We start from the raw sequence: 23,287 nt of genomic DNA, 5'->3' as shown, positions 1-23,287 counted from the left end.
TTCGACCGAATCTGTGGGCAACTTTATTTTATCGAATCAGAGGTAAATTGATCCATATAACCATATTATTAAATTGACATATGGTTTTCTTTTGTTTTAAAATGACCAGTGAGTCATTATTATTCAACTCGGTTTAATATATATGTACCAAACCAACTGTACGATACTGAATTTACGATCTGATCGGGAGGTAACTTGTGATGCAAAAACAAATGAAATGGCCGCTAGTCCTGTTTGCCATAGGGGTATTTATGGCTGCGCTGGATAACGGGATCATCACCTCTTCACTGACCACCTTAAATGCATCATTTGGTGTGTCGCCAACATGGGGAGCATGGACGATTACGCTTTACACGCTTGGGCTTGCGGTGAGTGTACCTATTGCGGGCAAACTGTCGGACCGTTATGGTCGCAAGAAACTATTTTTGATTGAAGTGGCGTTGTTTGGGATCGGGTCCCTGCTTGTCGCGTTGAGCACATCGTTTACCTTTTTCCTGATTGCTCGTGTCATTCAAGCTTTGGGCGGTGGTGGGATTTTTATCATTGCCAGCTCATACGTATTAAGCAAGTTCCCGGCGGAGCGACAAGGTACAGCCTTGGGTCTGCTTGGAGGGATGAATGGTGTTGCCGCTATCTTGGGACCCAATGTCGGTGCTTTTATACTGGATCTGACTGGCAACTGGCATTGGTTATTCCTGATTAACGTGCCTATCGCCATTCTGCTATTCATAGCAGGTATTCGATTTATTCAGGAAGAGCAGGAACTGAATCGTGCAGCAGTGGACTGGAGCGGCATTGCTGTCCTAACGTTGGGTGTACTCAGTTTAATGTATAGCTTCAGCAATCTGGACGGTGTGAACATGCTTCAAAGCCTGGGATCACCGATGTTCTACGGTTTCTTCTTGGCAGGTGTAATCATTCTGGTGCTCTTTTACTTCATGGAAAAAAGGCTGGAAGGATCTGAACGTGAACCTGTTGTATCGACACAGCTTCTGGGCATTGCGTCCTTTCGCTGGACGCTGTTGATTGCCTTTTTCTCCGGAGCCATTCTGGCCTCGGTGATCTTTATTCCCGGATTTGTTGAGCAATATCTCGGCGTATCCAATACGGCTTCCGGGTACTGGTTTACTCCGCTTGCGCTGGCATCTGGCATCGGGGCAGGTGGAGGTGGATACCTCGTTGACCGCAAAGGGCCAATCTGGACGTTATCGGTTGCGGGGCTGCTATCTGCCATTGGATTCCTGCTATTCCCGCTATGGGTGGAGCATATCTGGCAATTTGTCATCGCGAGTACACTCGTAGGTATCGGTTTCGGCATGATGCTTGGTGCGCCAGTTAACGTACTTGTCACGGAACAGGCGGGGGAGAACAACAAAGGCATCGCGGTAGCGACCAGTTCGTTATTCCGCCAGATGGCGATGGCTATTGCACCTACGATTTTCGCTGGATTCCTGGCACGTTCTTTCATTAATCTGGGGTCCAACATTCAGGCAGGATTCGCTGACCAAGGAATTCAGGTGCCGCCTGAAATGCTGGAGCAATATGCCTCGGGTGGAGCTTCAGGGAGTGATGTATCCAGTCTGACAGAGGGCCTGTCCCAGATTCCTGATGAAGGTATCCGTGATGTGTTGCTCCAGGCAGTGCATCAAACGACAGGGCAGGGTTATAATGGCCTTTTCTGGTCTGCGGTGGTATTCAGTGTGCTTACGCTGGTAGCTGCGCTTATAACGGGACGTCTGCGTCAAAAAGAGAAGAGCCAACATGTGGAAAGTATATCCACAAACTGATTCGATAACGTTAGAAATAAAGAGAACAGTGCACCTTTTGTAGCTAAAAAGGAGTCGCTGTTCTTTTCAATTTAACCGGATTGTAACTTTTCTTGCTCCTGCAATGATTACAATAGAACGAGCGTAAGCGGTGTCTTGATTCCAGAGAGAGAAAACTTCAGTGAACACCGAGTCACAAGACATCTCAGACGTTTAATTGGTATTATATAAGTTGAACGAATCGTTACACTTCATCACTGCGAGTTCAGAATAACCTTCCGATCGCTGTTATCCCCAGATTTTTTTAAAATTACCTTATTCAAAAGGTAAAAATCCGTTGATAAAGGTGAGCGCTACGCTTCTTCAGGTTTTTTCTGACCTCTCCGTTATTAGTGTAAATATTAGATGAAACTTATATAGTAGGCAGTATCATTTCGATAGTGAAGAAGGAATCGATGGATGAAAAGCAGAACTAAGGATAAGAAGAAGAAAAGAAGAAAAGGCCTATATATAACGCTCGTTTCACTTGTTGTTTTGTTAATCGGAGGTTATTTGTTCCGTCAGCAACTGGCTGTAGCGGCATTTGATCTGTTTCTCGCCGGTTCGGTAGAAGATCAGTTATCCCGCTCTTATGTACCGCAAGAAGGCAACAACACGCCTGATCCAACGGTATACCGTAAGGAACCATTTTCCGTATTACTGCTCGGTTCGGACAAACGCGCCTATGAGAAAACGCGTGGACGTTCCGATACCGTCATCTATGCTGTAGTACGTCCGAAGGAATCCCGTGTGCTGTTGGTATCCATTCCACGTGATACGTATGTGCAGATTGTAGGACGGGATGCCAACAAGGACGGCGAAGATGATTATGATAAGCTGGCGCATGCCTATGCTTTTGGTGGGGAGAATATGTCCATCAATACCGTGGAGAAATTCCTTGATGCTGATGTGGGTTATTATGCAACGATCAACTTCGACGGAATCAAAAAAGTGGTTGATGCGCTTGGTGGTGTAAAACTGCCAATCGATGAGGACATTGTAAACAAGAATCCTGATCATGTGCAATTCACGATTGAAGGCGGTAAGCCGATCTATGACGGGCAGGAAGCACTGTATTATGTAAGATACCGTGAGGATAGCGATTTTAATCGCACCAAGCGGCAGCAGATTTTCCTGAACGCGATGGCGAATGAGATGCTGAATTTGAATCAAATCGCCAAAATTCCAGAATTGATTCAGATCATGGGAGACAGCTTCCAGACGGATATGCGAGCTTCTTTCATTATTGATCTGGCTAAACAAGTGCTTACTCAGGAGAAACCGCAGATTTCGAGCTTCACCATCCTGGGTGAGGGAATGAAAAAAGACGGTATCTATTATGGTCAGGCTGACGAGAAAGATGTCCAATATGCCAAAGAGCTGATTAACAACTGGATGGATCAATCGACCCCAGCCGGTGAAGTCATGATCCCTGACCGGCAAAAGATTGAATAACCAATTCCATACCAATGATGTGTTGTAGACCACAATCAGCAGTACGTTTATTCGCGGGCTGCTGTTTTTTTTCTTTGTATTGAGAACTATTATCCTTTTGGAACATCCTGCGTTCTGATCCGTATAATATAAGTTGAGCGAGATAAGTTGAACGAAGAAATTCACAAGGAGGATACACAAGGGTATGAACATCGCATTTTTTTTGCTACCCAAACAAGAGGTTACGTGCGTGACGTCGGATTCTACGCTGCGGCAAACGTTGGAACGGATGGAATATCATCGTTTTACGGCGGTACCCATTTTGAATAAAGAGGGCAAATATATTGGTACGGTTACCGAAGGCGACTTACTGTGGTATATGAAGAATGCTGAGGGAAAGATTTCATTTGAAAACGCTTCAAAGTTCTTGCTCAAGGATGTTCCCCTTCGCTTGGACATTAAACCTGTATCCATTAACGCCAACATGGAGGACCTGATTAATCTGGCTAAAGTTCAGAACTTTGTTCCTGTGGTCGATGATATGGATCGGTTCATTGGTATTGTCAGACGGAGTCAGATTATTGAGTACTGCGAGGGCATTGTAGCCAAAGAATCGATCAAGGCTAAGTAAGGCTGTTACGAATTTAAACATTATTGTGTCATGAGGGATAATCACAGCCGTCCAGTATCATGTTAAACTTAAGAAGTCCTGAATCAGGGGCGCATTCGAAGTTTTTTACAAATATATAGGTCGATAGGATGTACGGAGGACTCCGCATAAGTACCTGACATCAGTTTCGGAGAACTTCTCCGTTTTTTGGGGTAATTTTGCGGGCCCTCTTTTTATGCTATAATCGAGAATAAAGCTTTTTCGGGGGAGAGTGACTTTCGCCAATATGCCTAAAGAACTGGATGTAGCCAAACGCGCTAAAGTGATTGAATGGCTGAAAACCGAAGTGCTTGATCAGGTATCCCGATTATTCAAGGCGTTATGGGAAGGCAGTACAACTCGAATCGGGGACAGTCTTGCCAGTTTGATTATGAGTAGTTACATATTGGGCCGCCGGCTCGGTATTCCTTTCAAGGATCTGGATGCACTGCTAGTTGAGAAGTTGAAAAAGCATAAACAGGAAGGTCACCAGCTTGAAGACTGGTACCAAGATATTTCCGCGCTAGAAGATCATATGCGTAAGAGGTGAATTTGTTGAAATTTAGCTTTAAATCAGCTGTTTGGAGCGCAGTCTATCTGCTCTTGCTACTTTCGCTGTTAACTCCTTTATCGGTACTTGCCATATTTTTTATGATGATTCCGGGAGTTATTTTGTATGCTTCATTATCTTTAAAATCATTTATATGGCATCTCGTGCCCGTAGCCGTTATTTTGGTTGTATTCCACCCCATCTATCTGTTACTATTGCTCATCTTTACCCTGCCTGCGATCGTTATGGGTCACGCGTATAAAACACGCAAATCAGCCCTGTTCGCGCTGATGGCGGGAAGTGGCATGATGTTGGCAGAATACTTGTTGTTGCTCTTGGTCGGCAGCGTCATTTTCCAATTCGACCTGTCCAGTTATATTGAAGATGTGGTCAAATTGACCATTGAACCGTTAACCAATACATCGAATCAGATGATTAACGGTTTTGCATGGACACCTGAGATGACCGAGGATGTTGCCAAACAAACACAACTTATGATTCCGTTTGCTCTCGTTGTCACATCGATGGTAATGGCCTTTATTACACACGCCATAGCTCGTCCAATTCTGAACGTGATGGGTGTGGTGGTATCGAAGCTTCCACCAGCGAGAGAATGGCGTATGCCGCGTGCATTGATCTGGTATTATTTCCTTGCTCTCTTGATCGAAGTGATCTCCAGACAAAGTGATGGAACATACTGGACCATGATTGCCATGAATCTGTCGCCGTTAATTAATCTGGGCTTCATGATTCAAGCGATCGGTTTCTTCTTCTTTCTCTCACATACAAAGAAATGGAATCCGGTTATACCATATTTCCTGGCGGCAGCGGTCTTCTTCATTGGTCCGCTTCGGATTATCGGAATTATCGATCTGGCGTTCCCGCTTCGTGAGGCAATATCGAAATCAAAACGATAGGGTGATGAGTCATGCCTAAATTTCTGAAGAAACGCTGGCACGGCTACTATACCGTATGGGCGTTCATACTGCTGCTGTTGCTCGTTATGTTCGTTACCATTTATAACTGGACGCTTGGTTTGATTAGTCTGATACTGGCTTCGGCGCTGGGAATCGTCATGATTAAGGCGGAGCTCGCGTTCCGCCGTGAGCTTAACGACTACATTAATGGCCTATCTATTCGGATCAAACGGATGGAGGGGGAAGCGGTCAGCATGCTTCCATTCGGAATTGTGCTGTACAGCGAAGATCGTACGGTAGAGTGGCATAACCGCTTTGTCGCGGAGATGTTCCAGGAGAAGACAATGGTGGGTAATCCGCTACTTAATATGTTTCCCAAACTTCCTCAGCCTAAAGAGAAGAAGGATGGGACGAAGGAACATTCATCCAAGGAGTTGCATGACGAATTCCAGTTGGATGATCGGCATTATGGAGTTATTCATAACCCGCAGGAGCGGTATGTATATGTATACGAGATTACGGAGCTAGCCATTCTTCGTGATAAATATGAAAATGAACGCCTTGCATTGGGAATTCTCGTTCTGGATAATCTGGACGAGGCTGCCCAAGGCATGGACGATCAACAGCGTACAGCACTGATTGCCCGTGTGACTAGCGAGATTACGTCATGGGCCAAGCGGTACGAAGTGTACCTGCGCCGTCTGTCTTCTGATCGTTATCTGTTGATGCTGAATCATAAGTCTTTGCAGGAACTGGAGCAGAGCCGATTTGTCATTTTGGATGAAGTTCGGGAGATGACTGCTGACCTCAAAGTGCCAATGACACTCAGTGTTGGACTGGCGTTTGGATCGGATAGCATCAGTGAGATGGGAGAACTGGCACAGTCCAGTCTGGACATGGCACTTGGACGTGGTGGTGATCAGGCTGCCGTGAAGTCCGGACAACGCCTGTCTTTCTATGGCGGTAAGTCTAACGCAGTGGAGAAACGGACACGGGTAAGAGCCCGCGTTATTGCGCACGCGCTACGTGATCTCATGCAGGAGAGCGATCGGGTGCTCATCATGGGGCACAAAATTCCGGATATGGACGCGATCGGCGCATCCATCGGAGTGTGGAAAGCGGCCAGTCTGTACAATGTGGAAGCACGAATTGTCCTGGATGGAATTAATCCATCGATTGAACGCATGATGGAGCAAGTGAACAAGGACGAGAAGTTGTCCAAAGCATTTGTATCACCGGAACAGGCAACCCAGATGATGACCGAGCACACGTTACTGGTGGTGGTGGATACTCATAAGGCCTCCATGACCATGGAGCCAAAACTGGTACAGTCTGCTACCCGTGTCGTAGTTGTGGATCACCATCGCCGGGGTGAAGAGTTCATCAATGACGCAGTGTTGATCTATCTGGAACCTTATGCGTCCTCTGCTGCCGAATTGGTAACAGAACTCTTGCAATACATTCATGATAAGGTACAATTCACTCCGCTAGAAGCTACGGCTCTACTTGCCGGGATTACGGTGGATACGAAGCATTTTGCACTGCACACGGGGTCCAGAACGTTCGAAGCGGCAGGCTTCCTGCGCCGTAGCGGTGCGGACACCATTATGATCCAGCGGTTGATGAAAGAGGATCTGTCAGAATATATTGCTAAGGCAGAAATCATAAAGCATGCTAAAATGGTATATGGAAACATTGCGCTGGCGGTCACCGACCCTGGCAGCAAGATTTCACAGATGATGATCGCCCAGGTGGCGGACACATTGCTGAACATGACTGACGTGGTCGCTTCATTTGTGATTAGTGAGCGTCCGGATGGACTGATTGGCATCAGCGCGAGATCGCTGGGGCGCATGAATGTTCAGGTTGTCATGGAACGACTGGGCGGTGGCGGACATTTGACGAATGCTGCCGTGCAGCTTGAAGGAACGCTTGGAGAGGCGGAAAAACGGCTGACGAACGTACTGGCTGAAATCGAAAAGGAAGAGGGGCTGTTCGAATGAAAGTCATTTTTATAAAAGATATGAAGGGTCAAGGCAAGAAAGGGCAAGTGAAAGAAGTATCTGAGGGTTACGCACAGAACTTCTTATTGCCACGGGGAATCGCACGTCTGGCAACGGACGGCAATATGAAGACACTGGACAACCAGAAGGCGGCTGAGGAAAGACTCAAACAGGAAGAGAAAGCGGAAGCGGAAGCACTTGCGAAGAAGCTAGAAGCAGAAGTGACTGAACTGAAAGCCAAGTCCGGCGAAGGCGGTCGTCTGTTTGGCGCCATTACTAGCAAACAGATCGCAGAAGCTTTGTCTAAAAAAGGTCTGAAAGTAGACAAACGTAAAATTGAGCTGGACGAGCCTATTCGTACACTCGGCGTAACACAAGTAACTGTCAAGGTTCACCCTGAAGTGAAGGCAACCTTGAAGGTACAGGTAACGGAAGAGTAAGATGGGCGGAGAAATGTTATTCGACCGGATTCCCCCGCAGAACCTGGAAGCCGAACAGGCCGTGCTGGGTGCAATCCTGTTGCAGGGCGAGGCCCTGATTACAGCGATGGAACGGGTGCAAACCGAGGATTTCTATGATAAACCCCATCAATTAATCTTTGAAGCGATGATCCAGCTTGGTGAGGGAAATCAACCAATTGACCTCGTGACACTGACTTCGCTTCTGAAGGATAAAGGTGAGCTGGAGGACATCGGGGGCGTTAGTTATCTGGCGAAGCTAGCCCATGGTGTACCTACAGCCGCGAACGTAGACTATTACGCTCAGATTATCGAAGAGAAATCGATGCTGCGTCGCCTGATTCGTACGGCAACACAGATCGTGAGCGAAGGATATACAGGCGGAGAAGATGTTGCAGCGATGCTCGGAGAAGCTGAACGTCGCATTCTGGAGATCTCCAACCGTCGCTCCAGTAGTGGTTTTATAGCCATACAGGACGTACTGATGGAAGTATTCGATCGTGTGGAAACACTTCATCAGAATAAGGGTACAACGACAGGTATTCCGTCCGGGTTTATTGATCTGGACAAGATGACTGCCGGATTCCAGCGCAGTGACTTGATCATTGTAGCGGCCCGTCCTTCCGTAGGTAAGACGGCCTTCGCCCTGAATATCGCTCAGAACGTAGCCATTCGGGCCCAGGAGACGGTAGCCATCTTCAGTCTGGAGATGTCAGCTGCCCAGCTGGTGCAACGTATGATCTGTGCGGAAGCCAACCTGGATGCCAGCGTAATGCGTATGGGTGACTTCAAGGGTGATGAAGACTGGCAGAAGCTGACGATGGGTATTGCAGCTTTGTCAGAAGCCAACATCTTCATAGATGATACGCCAGGGATTACCGTAGCGGATATTCGTGCCAAATGCCGTCGCCTGAAGAAAGAGAAAGGCCTCGGTATGATCCTGATTGACTATCTTCAACTGATTAGTGGTCGTGGTAAAGCAGGGGAGAACCGTCAACAAGAGGTATCCGAGATTTCACGTACACTGAAACAGATTGGCCGGGAACTGGAAGTTCCGGTTATTGCCTTGTCCCAGCTGAGCCGGGGTGTAGAGCAACGTCAGGACAAACGTCCGATGATGAGTGACTTGCGGGAATCGGGTTCGATCGAGCAAGATGCCGACATCGTAGCGTTCCTGTACCGGGATGACTACTATAACCAAGAGACCGAGAAGAAAAATATTATCGAGATCATTATCGCTAAACAGCGTAACGGACCGGTAGGTACGGTGGAACTGGTCTTCCTGAAAAACTTTAATAAATTCGTCAATTACGAGAGGGCACACAATGATGCCTTCGCGATGTAATGGGCAGGTGCTGAAGGCTTCGATCAAGAAGCCAGAATCGTCTGTCCCGAAGATCAACCATTAGAGCAACTGAACGCAAACATGTGTGATAAATACCAGATATAGATTCACATTAAAATGGGTATCCTTGAACCGGTGATAGCAGTCAAGCAAGCTTGGACTGAAGTCTCCGGTTTTTTGTGTCGAAATAATGGGCAAATCCCGAACATTACGGTTGTACTATATCTAATTGTTCGCCATTTGATTTGACTTTGAAAAAGGGTACTGGTACACTAATACTGCTGCGTTAAAGCAGCGCAAACCTTCCCTTGAATGTAACGGAAGGACATTTTTACTGTCCGTTAGCACGCTTCTCAGTCGGTTTATTGCGTAACATGCCTGCCGGGATAGAGGACGGACAGACCAATACAAAGGTGCGCAAGGCACCCACGGAGGAATGTTAACTATGTCAACGGTAGTTGTAGTGGGAACGCAATGGGGAGACGAAGGAAAAGGTAAAATCACGGATTATTTGGCGGAGAGCGCTGATGTGGTGGCTCGTTATCAAGGTGGTAACAATGCGGGTCATACAATTCTGATTGATAACAAAAAATATAAACTGACGATGATTCCATCAGGGATTTTCTACACGGATAAAGCGTGTGTTATTGGTAACGGAATGGTTATCAACCCGAAGGCACTCATCGAAGAAATTAACTATATTCATGACAATGATTTTACAACGAAGAACCTGTCCATCAGTGAGCGCGCACATATCATCCTGCCATATCACATGGTATTGGATGCACTCGAAGAAGAGAGCAAAGGCCCGAACAAAATCGGTACGACTGGCAAAGGAATTGGCCCATGTTACATGGACAAATCAGCTCGTATTGGTATTCGGATGGTTGACCTGCTGGATGCTGAAGATTTCGAACTGAAACTGCGTCATCTGGTCAAAGAAAAAAACCGCGTCATCGAGCAAGTCTACGGCGGCCAGCCTGTTGATGTGGAAGAGATTCTGCAAGATTACCTCGGATATGCTGAAATTCTGCGTCCTTACGTACGTGATACATCGGTTGTTCTGAACGAATATATTGATGAGGACAAAAAAGTATTGTTTGAAGGTGCACAAGGCGTTATGTTGGACCTTGATCAAGGAACTTATCCATTTGTTACATCATCCAATCCGTCCGCAGGTGGCGTATGTATCGGTTCTGGCGTAGGCCCGGCTCGTATTCAGCAAGTCATTGGGGTAGCGAAAGCTTACACAACCCGTGTAGGAGATGGCCCATTCCCTACGGAATTGCATGATGCAATCGGCGACCAAATCCGTGAGACTGGACATGAGTACGGTACGGTAACTGGACGTCCACGTCGTGTAGGTTGGTTCGATAGTGTTGTTGTTCGCCACGCGCGTCGTGTCAGTGGAATTACAGGTCTGTCCCTGAACTCTCTGGACGTAATGACAGGTCTGGAAACCGTAAAAATCTGCACAGGATACAAATTCCGCGGCGAGGTCATCACACACTATCCGGCAAGCCTCAAAATGCTGGCAGAATGTGAAGCGGTATACGAAGAGATGCCAGGCTGGAGCGAAGATATCACTGGAGCGAAGAAACTTGAAGACCTGCCAGTGAACACACAGAATTATGTAAAACGTGTTTCCGAACTGACAGGCATTCCAATTGCCATCTTCTCCGTTGGTCGTAACCGTGAGCAAACAAATCAAGTTCTTCCAATCTACGAGTAATCGAAGAAATAGAGAGATTGTTTCTTGAATTATAAAATAGAATCCTCTGCCTACTTAGGCATGTTGAGCCTCCAGTTGTTGCTTTTATAGCGATGACTGGAGGTTTTTTGTATTTTTTTCGGATATAATCCCGAGATTTCCGTCAATACTGGTTAACAGTAGAGTCACAGACCCCGACATGCGCATGTTAGACGGGTGGGATAATCGGAGGGAGAGAACGGAATGAAGTTGCTTGTGTGGTTTGTCAAAATCGTGCTAACCGTGTTGCTGGTCAGTTCACTGACACTGCTCACGACCGGATTAATTGTACAGTCATATGCGAAGTCGCTACTCGCGAGTTTCAATATTCAGTGGGAAGGTCAACCCATGGGGTTAAACGCCATGTTCCAAGGTGCTTTGGGCGGTAAAACCAGCGAGGGGAATAAATCGGGAAATGGGACGACAGATCAGCCGACAGGAGCGGACGAAGAGAAGGTTCCGGAAGATGCTGTTTCAGTTATGGGGAATGGGACGGAGAGCGGTCAATCTGGCGTAGATGCAGGCAATAATGCGTCCCAAGGGAGCGGCTCAGGCGAGGGCGCAGGTGTAGGCTCAGGTACAGATACGACTGGCGGATCAAATTCAGGCAAAAGTGCAGGCAATGGGACGGATACGGGCACGGGTAATGACTCAGGAACAGATCAGGGTAGTGGTTCGGCTTCAGGCAATGGAACCGGAGCGGCCAGCGGCGGTGCTTCTTCAGGCAATGATGCCATTGTTGTATCACCGGATGACATTACAGGAGCGAAGGACAAGCTGCCAGCAGAGGAGAAAGAAAAAATCTTCAGCCTGCTCATGAATAAGCTTCCACAGAAAGAAATGCAACAGATCTCAGGTGCCATGGAAGGTGGCCTAACGGAACAGGAATTACGTGAGATTGAACAGGTGATCTCGAAGTACCTGACCAGTGAAGAGTACGACAACCTAATGGAAGTACTGCAAACAGAATAGGATGATAGGCAGGCAGGGAAGACAGGCGTGCTCATAGACGTATCGCCTGATTCATAATGTAATGGACTTGTCGAGGATGATTGAATATAATTTATTTAAATAAATTCTGGAAATTCCTGTAGGAGGGAAAAGTGTATGAAATATAAAGGTAAAGAACACAACATATAAAAACGTTCAGGCAACATTGCAGAAACCTCCAGTCCAATTCGTGGACCTCCGTTCATAGGTGCTTTCAAGAGAACCGATGGACTTGTGTTTACGAATACACTAATTGGAGGTTGTATTGACCATGAACTTATATCATTCTAATTCAGAACCATCAGTAAAAGAGTTTACCGAGGCGGCGAAAGAGCGATACGAGCAAGGGCTGCAAGAGGCGGACCAGCCGTTTAGTGGCTGGGATTTTAGCTATGTAACAGGGAGTGGGAGACTCCAGAGCGGAATATTACCTTGGTCATATGGAACGATGGCGCGCCGATTATTGAATCAAACAGAACGAATGCTCGACATGGGGACTGGTGGAGGAGAGATGCTGTCCAGACTCCGTCCCCTTCCTCCATACACATGTGCGACCGAGGGCTATCTCCCCAATATACCTATTGCAGAGGAACGTTTACAGCCGCTCGGTGTGAAGGTGCTTCCAGTGACTGATGATTCGCAACTTCCTTTCACAGATGGGGAATTCGATCTGATTCTTAATCGGCATGAGTCGTATGATGAGCGGGAAGTTAGGCGGATTCTATCGGTAGGGGGAATGTTTCTAACTCAACAGGTAGGTTGGTCAGATGGCAGGGAGATCAATGATCGGCTCGGCATTCCTATGCCAGCGGATTACGCTGGATGGGAACTGGATCGTGCTGTTCTTCAGCTGGAACAGTCTGGATTCCGTATTCTGGAGCAACGGGAAGCAACCCCTGCACAACGTTTCTATGATATAGGCGCACTGGTATATTATCTAAAGACTATCCCGTGGCAAGTACCTGATTTCAAAGTGGAACAGTTCCGTCAGCCGTTAATGGATATTCATATGGAGATGGAGCACAATGGATTCTGGGAAGTACAGCAAAAGCGATTTGTAATTCTTGCAGTCAAAGAATAGAGACATAAAAGTTAATTTCTATTGTGGCATGAGATGAAATCCAGTTTAAGATAAACCACAAACAGGTTGTTTACGTAATCCCTTATCAGAGTTGATCTGGTGAGGGATTTTAATTGTATTTTTATGAAAAATAAAGCATATTTCACTGGGTCTTAGAACCTAGTCTTAATTTGCGAATAAAAGTACATAGTACAGCGGATGTTGAGGCATAATGGGTGATGGACCAGCCGTACTATCTTATGGATAATTCAGGGAAAGCAAGCGGGGCATGGCTTTGCGGTGTGACGTGTAGAGTTGAAATGAGTGTAAAACCTGTGTTAAAGTATACGGGTGTGATAAAAGGTTAAAATTTTGACACTTTTACGAGCGTAGCTAAAGTCCTGATTTTGCGGACACCCAATACAAGTATCAACGAGCATGGGACAGACACGATGGGTGATGTCTTGACAGAAATGCGAACTGAGAAGTGCTGAAAAGGAGAGAATCATGAAAGGTTTCAGAGGCATACGCCAACCGGGCAAAGACCGGGTACACGAACAATCCGGGGAACACCGGACGGCCGAAGACAAAAACAACATGAGCATGTCCACCTTCAGTGTGAATAAGAAGCGCGTTCTGGCCTCGCGCAAATGGATCATTACAGCAGCATGTGGCGTATTCATCGCAGCATCGCTCGGGTTCGCAGGCAAACAATATGTTACTGCAAACACCGTACCGTACTATAAAGTAATGGTTAAAGGTAGCGAGATTGGTACCATTGCAGATGAGGCACAATTACAACAACTATTTACAGACAAAACTGAGGAATATCAACATAAATATCCGGATGCAGAGATGGTGCTGAACACGGATGGCATCACAACCGAAACGGTAAGAGCGTACAAACCTGAAGTGAACAGTGACGAGACGCTGGACAAACTGGGTGACATGCTGACAGCCTACGCCAAAGGTGTGGAGCTCAAGGTAGACGGTGAAGTCATTGGTATCGTGAAGGATCAGGCAACAGCGGATGCAATCCTGGAACAAGTGCAGAGCAAATACATATCGGCATCGGCTGTGCGAAGTTCGCTTAAGACGAAGTCGGTATCGGCTAACTCCTCGAAGAAAGAGGAGGGACCTAGCACAACCCTGAAGTCGGTAGGCATCAAGGAAGATGTAGCGACAGATGTGGTGAAGGCTGATCCAAACAAAATATGGGATGTGTCCGAGGCGGTTAAAGCTTTAACCGTTGGTAAAGACGCGCCTGTAACTTATGTGGTTCGTGAAGGAGATACAATCTCTTCGATCGCTGCCAAGTATGAAATTACACAAAGCGAGATTCGTAAGCATAATCCGGGCATCAAGGAAACGTCGCTTCAAATCGGAGACGAACTGACCTTGACCGTTCCGAAACCGGCGGTAACCGTTAAATCGGTTGAGCAGGTTGTTGAACAGATTGAGATCAAACCGCAAGTGGAAGTGCGCAAAAGTGATGAGTTGAAAGCAGGTACAACAAAAGTCGTGCGCCCAGGACAAAGCGGCTTGAAAAGCATGCAGTATCGTATAACCAAAGAAAATGGTGAAGTGGTTCAGGAAGAGTGGCTTGGTCAGGAAGTGATTAAAGCAGCTGTAACTGAAGTAGTCCTTAGCGGAACAAAAGTTGTTGGTGAGGGTACAGGTGAATTTGCTTGGCCGGTATCAAATGCAACGATGAGTAGCAGCTTTGGACAACGTTGGGGTCGCCAGCACAAAGGTGTCGATCTGGTAGGTAACCGCGATGTGAAAGCGTCTGATGAGGGTGTAATTACGTTTGCAGGACAGAAAAGCGGCTATGGTAATGTCATCATTATTAACCACCGTAACGGATACGAAACACTGTATGGACATTTGAACAGCATTGGCGTTAAGGTTGGACAAGTGGTTGAAAAAGGCGAGAGTATCGGCGTTATGGGCAACACGGGTCGTTCGACTGGAACACATCTGCATTTTGAGATTATTAAGAATGGAACGGTAGAAAATCCGTTAACGTATCTGAACTAATATAGAGCTTAAGTAGAGCAAGGTTGGCTATAATGCTGGCCTTGTTTTTTGTTGCTGTAAAAAATTTTTAGATGAAAGACCTTCCAACCCTCCGATCAGGATGTGACGGTGCTTCAGGTATGTTAAACTAGAGAGTATAAACAACAAACTAGAGAAACAAATCAAGTAGGCTTGGTACAAGCTAAACATAGAAGAGAGATATAAACGCTAACGCGGATTAAGCAGGATATAGGGGTGAACTTAGCCGATGCAGGGGAAGATTTTGGTGGTGGACGATGAACAGCCCATCGCGGACATTCTGAAGTTTAATTTGGAAAAAGAGGGTTACGAGGTCATCTGTGCATTTGATGGCATTCGTGCGGTTGAATTGGCGTTATCCGAGAAACCGGACCTGATGCTGCTGGATCTGATGCTCCCGGGCAAGGACGGTATGGATGTCTGTCGCGAGGTGCGCGCTCATCTAGAGATGCCAATCATTATGCTTACCGCCAAAGATGGCGAGATCGACAAGGTGCTCGGACTAGAATTGGGTGCGGATGATTACGTGACGAAGCCATTCAGTACGCGTGAGTTGCTTGCACGGGTGAAGGCACAGATGCGCAGACGGCAAAAGCTTGCGATTACGGCAGAAGCGCACGAAGACGAAGAGAAGCAGGTCATGCGGCTATTTGATCTGGCGTTTGATATGGACATGTATACGGCTTATAAAGGCGGAGAACCGCTTGATCTGACCCACCGTGAATACGAACTTCTCTATTATATGGCGAAGCATTCCGGCAAGGTTATGACACGGGAACATCTGCTACAAGCGGTATGGGGATATGAATATTTCGGTGATGTACGTACCGTGGATGTCACGATCCGTCGTTTGCGTGAGAAGATTGAGGAGAATCCGAGCAAACCGGAAACGATTCTGACTCGCCGCGGGCTCGGTTATCTCGTGCGCAGTGCCAAAAGCGTGGGGATATAATGGGCCGATTCGCGCGATTTTCGTTCTTCCGAACGATTCAGGCGAAATTGATCATTATCTATGTACTGCTGATTCTGATTGCGATGCAATTGATCGGGGTTTATTTTGTGAGCGCGATGAAGAACTCACTAACGAGCAACTTTACGGAAGACTTGCAGGCGCGTGCGGAGATGCTGTCGGTTCTCGTGGGGGAGACGATGGCTGGTGGAGAAGCAGAGGCTGGCGAGGACAAAACGGAAAATCTGCGTGTGCTGGTGAACAACCTGTTCAACATTAACGGTGCCGAGATTCAGGTGCTGGATGCCAGCGGCAAGGTACTCACGACCTCGCTAAGTTCACATTCGGACTATGTGGGTCGCAAAAACACCCAGACCGTTGTCAGCCGTGCGCTGCAAGGCATTCGGGACAATGAGGAATATATCGTGGACGAGGATAATGTTCGCAAAAAGGTCGTCGCCAAGCCGGTGCTGTCCGGCGGCAAGATCATTGGTGCGGTCTACATCGCGGCATCCATGAACGAGCTGTATTCCACGATGGAGGGAATCAACAAAATCTTTATCTCCGGCATTTTGATTGCCTTGGTGCTAACGGCGGTACTTGGCGTGATCTTGTCTCATACGATAACGCAGCCGATTAAGGAAGTGACTCGGAGAGCGACAGCGGTCGCAGAAGGTAACTTCGATCAGCAGACACCTGTATTTGGCACGGATGAGATTGGTCAGCTCAGTCGGGCTTTTAACTATATGACCAGTAGGCTTCGGGACGCACTTTCACTGAATGAAGAGGAGAAGGAGAAGTTGACTTCCATTCTGACGAATATGAGTGATGGTGTGGTGGCTACGGATGAGTACGGTAAAGTCATTCTCGTAAACCGTCGTGCCAGCAGCATTTTGGGTATGCATCCTGCGGATATTGAAGGAAGACACTTCGCTATATTACTCGGTATTGATCCGGAGGATGCGGAAGCTCTCGCGAGTGGTTTCACAGGTTCAACGTTGTTGCAGATTGCACCCGCAGGACAAGAAGAACCTGTGGTCATTCGGATGACGTTTACACCAGTTCATCGACGTGAACGGGGGATCACGGGAACGATTGCCGTACTTCAGGATGTTACGGAGCAGGAAGAGCTTGAGGCATCCCGGCGTGAATTCGTAGCCAATGTATCCCATGAACTGCGTACACCACTGACCACGATCAAGAGTTACGCGGAAGCACTGGATGACGGTGCACTGGAAGATCCGCAGCTTGCCGGTCGTTTCGTTGGTGTTATTCAAAACGAGACGGAGCGAATGATACGACTGGTTACGGATCTGCTGCATCTATCTCGGTTGGATTCCAAAGAGGCTTTGCTACGTAAACAGCCAACCGATATCCTGGAAATGCTGGAGGAAGTGACGGATCGATTCTCGTTTCAGATGCATCAGAAGGATATTCAGCCTGTGCTGTCTGTAGAGAATGATATTCCGGCTGTTCCGCTGGATCGTGACCAGATTGATCAGGTGCTGGATAATGTCGTATCCAATGCGCTGAAATATACATTGGAAGGCGGCACCATTACGATTGCGGCTAGACGCAGTGATGAACATGCACTTGCCATCTCGGTATCGGATACCGGAATGGGTATCCCACAGCGTGATCTGGATCGCATTTTTGAGCGGTTTTATCGGGTGGACAAGGCTCGTTCCCGCAGTATGGGAGGCACAGGGCTAGGACTGTCCATTGCCCGGGAAATTGTGAAGGCACATGATGGAAGCATCTCTTTGGAGTCTGAAGTAGATGTGGGAACGACAGTAACGTTCACACTGCCGATGCGTGAGAAAGGGGGTGAGCACCGTGAAGGAACGGATTAAATCCTTGGTGCTTGCTGCCCTTGTTGTAGCCAGTCTGGTTCAGAGTTATTTTCTAATCTACCGTTTGCCCGGAGGCGGGGATTCCATTGTGACGTCAGAAACGAACTATGTGAAGACGGAAAATATGGGTCAGGAACGCAATATTGAAGAATTGATCTTCCCTGATCAGATGATTATTCATCTGGGTGAGGATAAACATACGGTGTTTTACCCTGGCAATACGTTCTATCAGTTGATCTATTCACGGTTACAGGGGCGGGCGTTCGATGATTTTCAGCGCCGCAGTGTGCAATCGGTGAACTGGGATCAGATTCGCAAGGAGAACCCTGGGTTTGAGCTATCGTTCAAAGAAGGTATTCCCGTAGCATTGTTACAGCGGGTGATGAGGCTTGGGACGGATTCCTTGTTCCAAGGGGAGACCATTAACCGAATCTCGATCTATACGTCCAAAAATGAAACGAAGGCCCATGCGCTGTTCTTCAGCGCCAAGGGAGACGTGGTATACGAAGCAACGCAGGCGGACCTGACAGTACAAGACGTGCAACAGCATGTTGACTTCGGTACGAACTGGACGCCATATACGCTGATGGATGGCGGGTATTATATCCCGGCCGAAGCTCTGGAGACGATTGAGGCAAATGTGCCGACAGGGCAGTTCACGGTTGAGCAAATGCAGCGTAGTCTGTTTTTCGATCCAAGCATGACCCGGAATATCCGGGAAAAAGATGGATCGGAGATCTACACGGATAGTAAACGTAGTCTGCAGGTAAAACAGGAACAGCGCTGGATCAGTTACACCGATCCGGCGGCACCGCCTGCGGGACAGAGTGATCCCGCGAAGGATGCGCTGTCTGCGGTTGATTTTGTGAATCAGCATGGTGGCTGGAAAGGCCGGTCACGCATGATGTTGGAGACCGCCGACATCAAGACGCAGCTTGAATTCCAACAGTATTATGGTAGCTATCCGATTATGGATTCCATGCAGTTCCGCTTTGGCACGATCAGTATGGAGATGCAGCAGGAGACGGTATCCAGTTATGAGCGATCACTGGAATACCTGAACGAAGGTGCAGAGACGAAGAAATCGGTAAAGTTGCCTGGCGGAAACAAGCTGAAGGCTCTTATTAAAAAGGTTGCAGGTGAGAATCGCCAGGTCGTGGACGTGTACCCGGCATATCGTCCTTCTTCGATTGAGGACGGACTAAAGCTGATTCCGGTATGGGTGATCCGCTTTGGAAACGGGGAGGAAACCACCGTTTCTTGATGGGTTGTAGGGTAATGGAGTCATTCGATATCCGAGCGAGGTGTAAGGTCACACGATAACGGAGAGGGCAGAAAAAAGCTGGAGAAGCGAAGCGTTCGCCTTTATCGCCGGATTTCTCCCTTAGGAAAAGGGAATCAAGAAATCTGGGGATAACAGCGATCGGAAGGTTGTTCTGACCGCGGAGTGGGCCAGTGTGATATTAGTTGCTTTTATCAAATGGACGGAGGTGAATGTTTTGGATTGGGGACGGGCAAAAAATGTGTTGATCTATGCCTTTCTGCTGCTCAATCTGGTGCTGGGATACCAGATCTGGATGGATGCGCGGGAGACGGCCGGAGCCAATCTGGACTTCACCTCACTGGCAGATAATACACAGCAGGCGATGGAAGAGAAGGGCATTCAGGTGCTGGCTCCGATTCCAAATGAAACGCCAAAGCTGCCGAAGTTGTCCTATGAGTTCATTGAAGAGGACAAGGCTGGCGTGGATATGGAACTGGAACAGCCTGTAGATAGCAAGTTAATCTTCTCTCAAAGTGAGCTGGAAGATGCATTAGAGCGTGAGATTCCACAGATCGGGACATACCGGCTGGATCAGCTGATGGCCGAGGATGGGGCTTTTGTGCTTCACCCACTGGTCGATGGCAAATGGCCGCTCTTCAATGTGAGTCTGGAGCTATTCTACAGCGACCAGAAAATAACGGGTTACCGTCAAACTCCAGTGCGGATTACAACCGCAGAGGAGAGCGATCAGCAGGTGCTTCCGGCGTCGAAGGCGCTGGGAACGCTGATCGAGAACTTTTTGCCAAATGATGCAATTGTCAAAGATATTCAGCTGGGCTATTACGGCCAGTTGTTCAATTCAGATATACAGGTAGCGATGCCGGCATGGCGGTTCGTGCTGGAAAGTGGCGAAGTGTTGTACGTGCAGGGCATCAGTGGGGATGTATTCAGTCCCAAGACAGACAAACCAGGGGAGTAATGCGTTATGGGGATATATTTTACCGTGTTATCCAGCGGTTCGACAGGTAATGCCACAGTCATACAACATGGGGGTACCTCTCTCATGATTGATGCGGGTCTTAGTGCGAAGCGATTGGATGCACTGTTTCAGGAAAGGGAGATTTCTGGGGCAGAATTGGACGGGATTCTGGTTACACATGAACATTCCGATCACATTAAAGGACTAGGCGCGATGTCTCGGAAATATAATTTACCAATCTACGCGAATCTGAATACGTGGGCGGCACTGGAGAAGTCGGTTGGGGCGATTCCAGAGGAAAACCGGAGGGTATTTGAGACGGGTGAAAAGCATGATTTTGGGTCACTGCGCGTGGAATCCTTCGGGATCTCGCATGATGCGGCTGAGCCGGTAGGCTACACATTCGATGATGGTACGGAGAAGCTGTCTGTTGCAACGGATCTTGGGTACATGAGCGACAAGGTTCGTGAAGCGATTTCCGATTCTGACGTGCTGGTGCTGGAGGCGAATCATGATGTCGAATTACTGCGTATGGGACGTTATCCATGGAACACCAAGCGCCGGATTTTGAGCGACATTGGGCATTTGTCGAACGAAGCGGCAGGGGCAGCGCTTAGTGAACTGATGAACGGACGCATCAAGCGCACGTATTTGGCACATCTTAGCCGAGATCATAATATGATGGACTTGGCAAAAATGTCGGTGCGCGACGCGATGGAGAGCCGTGGATGTTTTTATCGGGATCATGAGTTCAAACTCTGTGATACGTATTACGATCGTCCTACGCCATGGGATAGGGTGGGTGAGCCATAAAGCTGTCCAGTTCGGCGGCTTTGCGCTCAACTTCCTCGCGGGTTAGGATGCCTTTATCAATAAGTAGTTCAATGATGGTGCTGAGTGCAAGGGTATTGCGATAGTGTTCTTCCTTGAGATCGGCCAGCTTGGCCGCCATATGAACTTCATCCATGGCTGTAAGTGTACGTGTGCGATCCATATATATCCTCCTCTATTAAGCTTCGAATTGTCTTTTACTATTATTGTAGTCAGGCTTGATGGAAAACATTCCTCTTTTTGCCGCTAACATTTGTGTGATGAGACGTGTATGCTGAACCTGTGACTATGCAGGGGTGAAAAAGTTCTTCAAATTTGCCAAAATGGCGCTTAGCGGACCGGATTTTGTGGTGATAGATACTATGGACCTTTATTGTTAAGCGCGTTATAGCGGAAATTTGCTTTAATTTTCGTAAATATGCAACTTTTTGTGATTTGACGTGTTTAGTATATGAGGAGCATTGTGATTTTGGCTGTTTTGCGTGTGAAATGGCATGTCATAGAATGCGAGAGCATGATTGATAGAGTCACTGACAGAATGGCGTGTCCGTTCTGTTGTACATAGACGCTGTATCTTGATTTGATGCCGGGATGCGGCGATATGCAAGACCATTTTATAAAAAAATGCAAAAAAGCATGGGAAACCGTTGGGGTCTTCACGTAACGAAGACGACAGAAGAAACCTGAAGAAACAGAGTGTTCGCCTTTAGGAACAAATTTTTACCTTGGAAGAGGGGATCAAAAAAATTTGTGAGTAACAGCGATCGGAAGGTTCGTCTGTTGGCGGAGTGGTGTATGTGAGAACTCCATCGTTGAACCATGCGACAACTTAGGCGGCAGTCAGGGTCTTGATGCGTGACAACGAAGGGGAGAGGATCACGATGGGATTGTTTGGAGACGATTTTTATTCAACCAAAGTATCAAGACGCGCCGAACCTGAACAGAAAGGCAAACTTCAGATCATCCGCCCTGGAGGCAGAGCACGTGGACGTGACCGCTGGAGCAATCCGCGCAGATCGCGTACGGGAATCAGTTCCACAGTGAAGGTAGCTGTGATTAGCTCGGTGATCAGCTCCATCGTGACCGTCATGCTGTTTAGCTTCATCACACAGCCTGCTTCGTTACCGCTGGCTAATGCTACAGGTAATGGTGGTGGAGGCGGTGCACAGACAGCGCAGGCAGCTGATCCATACGACCGGATTATCCAAGCAGCAGCCCATGTTCGTCCTTCCGTGGTGAGCATTGTGAACCATAAAACGGGTAGCAGTCTATCGATGGAAGATTCGGCGCTGGGCTCAGGGGTCATTTTCAAGAAGGAAGATGGCAAGGCATATATTATGACCAACCACCACGTCGTGGAGGGCGCGAGTGATCTGGAGATTGTAACCGTAGATGGGGAGACACACAAAGCGAAGCTGGTTGGTAAAGACCGGGTAAGCGACATTGCGGTACTATCCGCAGAAGACAAAGGGCTGGGTGCAGTGGCGGAGATCGGCGATTCCAGCAAACTTCAGCGTGGTCAAACGGTGCTGGCGATTGGGAACCCGCTCGGTCTGGGCGGCACGCTGACATCCGGAATTGTGAGTTACACGGATCGTATTCTACCTGTATCGATTAATCAGGACGGAGTGTACGACTGGGAGCAAAACGTGATCCAGACGGATGCAGCGATTAATGAAGGTAATAGCGGCGGTGCTTTGGTCGATCTGAACGGCAAAGTGGTCGGCATCAACACGATGAAGATCTCGGATACGGGTGTTGAAGGTCTAGGCTTCGCCATTCCGATGAACGAAGTAATGAAAACGGTAGATTCCCTGCTACTGAACGGCAAAGTATCTCGTCCATACCTGGGCGTGTACACGGTCGATCTGAGCAACCCTTATGCCCCACTGGATGACGAGCAGCGCAAAGATCTGAAGCTGCCATCTCACGTGGACAGCGGCGTGGTTGTGTTGGAAGCATCCGGTCCGGCATCCGAAGCAGGTATGAAGCTGAATGATGTCATTACGGAATTTGACGGGCAAAAAATTACCTCCACGCTGGATCTGCGGAAGTATCTGTACGATGAGAAGAAGATTGGGGATACCATCGAAGTAACCTTCTACCGGGATGGCAAAGCGGAGAAAGTATCGGTGAAGCTGACGGATAAACCGGAGTAAGGGAAGATCAACGAGTGAGCCCATACTGTTGCGTGGATTGAAATAGGGAATGCTAGAAGAGTGATCAGATCAACTGACCACTCTTTTTTAGTTGTTATGGGTGAATGTGCTCGTTCGACAGTAAATGAGTAGATCAACCATTTTTATATTCTCATGATCAGTTAGACCCGGAGCCAAAGGAGCAGATACATAAGACTAGGGCTGTGGTAAACTGTTGTCAATATGTTGGAGAC

General features: G+C 47.8%; 19 protein-coding genes. 18 read left to right on the top strand and 1 reads right to left on the bottom strand.

The features are described from left to right. The first annotated feature begins 200 nt into the window (after positions 1-200). From MHI52_RS30905 to MHI52_RS30825, 17 genes are all read left to right on the top strand, one after another. Positions 201-1,787 (top strand): MFS transporter, encoded by a 1,587-nt coding sequence (locus MHI52_RS30905; RefSeq protein ID WP_405158237.1) that lies wholly within the window; start codon positions 201-203, stop codon positions 1,785-1,787. A gap of 438 nt (positions 1,788-2,225) precedes the next feature. Then, positions 2,226-3,260, top strand: a complete 1,035-nt coding sequence (locus tag MHI52_RS30900) for an LCP family protein (RefSeq protein WP_036671869.1) — start codon at positions 2,226-2,228, stop codon at positions 3,258-3,260. A gap of 184 nt (positions 3,261-3,444) precedes the next feature. Continuing rightward, entirely contained in the window at positions 3,445-3,870 is a 426-nt protein-coding gene (locus tag MHI52_RS30895; RefSeq protein ID WP_017691444.1) for a CBS domain-containing protein, read from the top strand. A 265-nt stretch (positions 3,871-4,135) separates the two neighbouring features. Further along, positions 4,136-4,438 carry a MazG-like family protein gene (locus MHI52_RS30890; protein WP_017691445.1) on the top strand — a complete coding sequence of 101 codons (303 nt, stop codon included), beginning with the start codon at positions 4,136-4,138 and terminating at the stop codon, positions 4,436-4,438. A gap of 5 nt (positions 4,439-4,443) precedes the next feature. Further along, positions 4,444-5,355 (top strand): DUF2232 domain-containing protein, encoded by a 912-nt coding sequence (locus MHI52_RS30885; RefSeq protein WP_036612044.1) that lies wholly within the window; start codon positions 4,444-4,446, stop codon positions 5,353-5,355. A gap of 11 nt (positions 5,356-5,366) precedes the next feature. Further along, the gene (locus MHI52_RS30880; RefSeq protein ID WP_076216655.1) at positions 5,367-7,358 is read left to right on the top strand and encodes a DHH family phosphoesterase; all 1,992 of its coding nucleotides are present in this window, start codon (positions 5,367-5,369) and stop codon (positions 7,356-7,358) included. Continuing rightward, a complete protein-coding gene (rplI, locus tag MHI52_RS30875; RefSeq protein WP_036611925.1) occupies positions 7,355-7,798 on the top strand; it encodes a 50S ribosomal protein L9 in 444 nt (147 codons plus the stop codon). The genes MHI52_RS30880 and rplI overlap by 4 nt, the downstream gene beginning before the upstream one ends. A 1-nt stretch (position 7,799) precedes the next feature. Then, positions 7,800-9,161, top strand: a complete 1,362-nt coding sequence (dnaB, locus tag MHI52_RS30870) for a replicative DNA helicase (RefSeq protein WP_036611922.1) — start codon at positions 7,800-7,802, stop codon at positions 9,159-9,161. A gap of 445 nt (positions 9,162-9,606) precedes the next feature. Beyond that, a complete protein-coding gene (locus MHI52_RS30865) occupies positions 9,607-10,893 on the top strand; it encodes an adenylosuccinate synthase (protein WP_036671866.1) in 1,287 nt (428 codons plus the stop codon). A gap of 222 nt (positions 10,894-11,115) precedes the next feature. After that, the gene (locus MHI52_RS30860) at positions 11,116-11,883 is read left to right on the top strand and encodes a hypothetical protein (protein ID WP_405158236.1); all 768 of its coding nucleotides are present in this window, start codon (positions 11,116-11,118) and stop codon (positions 11,881-11,883) included. A gap of 289 nt (positions 11,884-12,172) precedes the next feature. Next, positions 12,173-12,982: a class I SAM-dependent methyltransferase gene (locus MHI52_RS30855; protein ID WP_405158235.1), complete on the top strand. Its 810-nt coding sequence runs from the start codon at positions 12,173-12,175 to the stop codon at positions 12,980-12,982. A 486-nt stretch (positions 12,983-13,468) separates the two neighbouring features. Then, on the top strand, positions 13,469-15,001 hold the full coding sequence (locus tag MHI52_RS30850; protein WP_100526836.1) for a peptidoglycan DD-metalloendopeptidase family protein: 1,533 nt from the start codon (positions 13,469-13,471) through the stop codon (positions 14,999-15,001). A gap of 247 nt (positions 15,002-15,248) precedes the next feature. Next, entirely contained in the window at positions 15,249-15,971 is a 723-nt protein-coding gene (yycF, locus tag MHI52_RS30845; RefSeq protein ID WP_017691453.1) for a response regulator YycF, read from the top strand. Further along, positions 15,971-17,821 (top strand): cell wall metabolism sensor histidine kinase WalK, encoded by a 1,851-nt coding sequence (gene walK, locus MHI52_RS30840; protein ID WP_036671863.1) that lies wholly within the window; start codon positions 15,971-15,973, stop codon positions 17,819-17,821. Before yycF ends, walK begins: the two co-directional genes overlap by 1 nt. Beyond that, positions 17,805-19,085 carry a YycH family regulatory protein gene (locus tag MHI52_RS30835; protein ID WP_405158234.1) on the top strand — a complete coding sequence of 427 codons (1,281 nt, stop codon included), beginning with the start codon at positions 17,805-17,807 and terminating at the stop codon, positions 19,083-19,085. Before walK ends, MHI52_RS30835 begins: the two co-directional genes overlap by 17 nt. Positions 19,086-19,320: 235 nt before the next feature. Then, entirely contained in the window at positions 19,321-20,064 is a 744-nt protein-coding gene (gene yycI, locus MHI52_RS30830; protein ID WP_036612041.1) for a two-component system regulatory protein YycI, read from the top strand. Between the two features lie 6 nt (positions 20,065-20,070). Continuing rightward, positions 20,071-20,877, top strand: a complete 807-nt coding sequence (locus MHI52_RS30825) for an MBL fold metallo-hydrolase (protein ID WP_036611902.1) — start codon at positions 20,071-20,073, stop codon at positions 20,875-20,877. Here the strand turns inward: MHI52_RS30825 and MHI52_RS30820 are convergent. Then, positions 20,846-21,058 carry a hypothetical protein gene (locus tag MHI52_RS30820; protein WP_036611899.1) on the bottom strand — a complete coding sequence of 71 codons (213 nt, stop codon included), beginning with the start codon at positions 21,056-21,058 and terminating at the stop codon, positions 20,846-20,848. The two genes, MHI52_RS30825 and MHI52_RS30820, sit on opposite strands and share 32 nt — an antisense overlap. A 718-nt stretch (positions 21,059-21,776) precedes the next feature. Between MHI52_RS30820 and MHI52_RS30815 the strand changes: the two genes are divergently transcribed. After that, the gene (locus tag MHI52_RS30815; protein WP_036611896.1) at positions 21,777-23,054 is read left to right on the top strand and encodes a S1C family serine protease; all 1,278 of its coding nucleotides are present in this window, start codon (positions 21,777-21,779) and stop codon (positions 23,052-23,054) included. Positions 23,055-23,287 lie beyond the last annotated feature (233 nt).

Source organism: Paenibacillus sp. FSL H8-0283 (genome assembly GCF_045040675.1).
GTDB classification, from domain to species: domain Bacteria; phylum Bacillota; class Bacilli; order Paenibacillales; family Paenibacillaceae; genus Paenibacillus; species Paenibacillus amylolyticus.
This window is presented reverse-complemented; position numbering and strand designations above follow the sequence as displayed.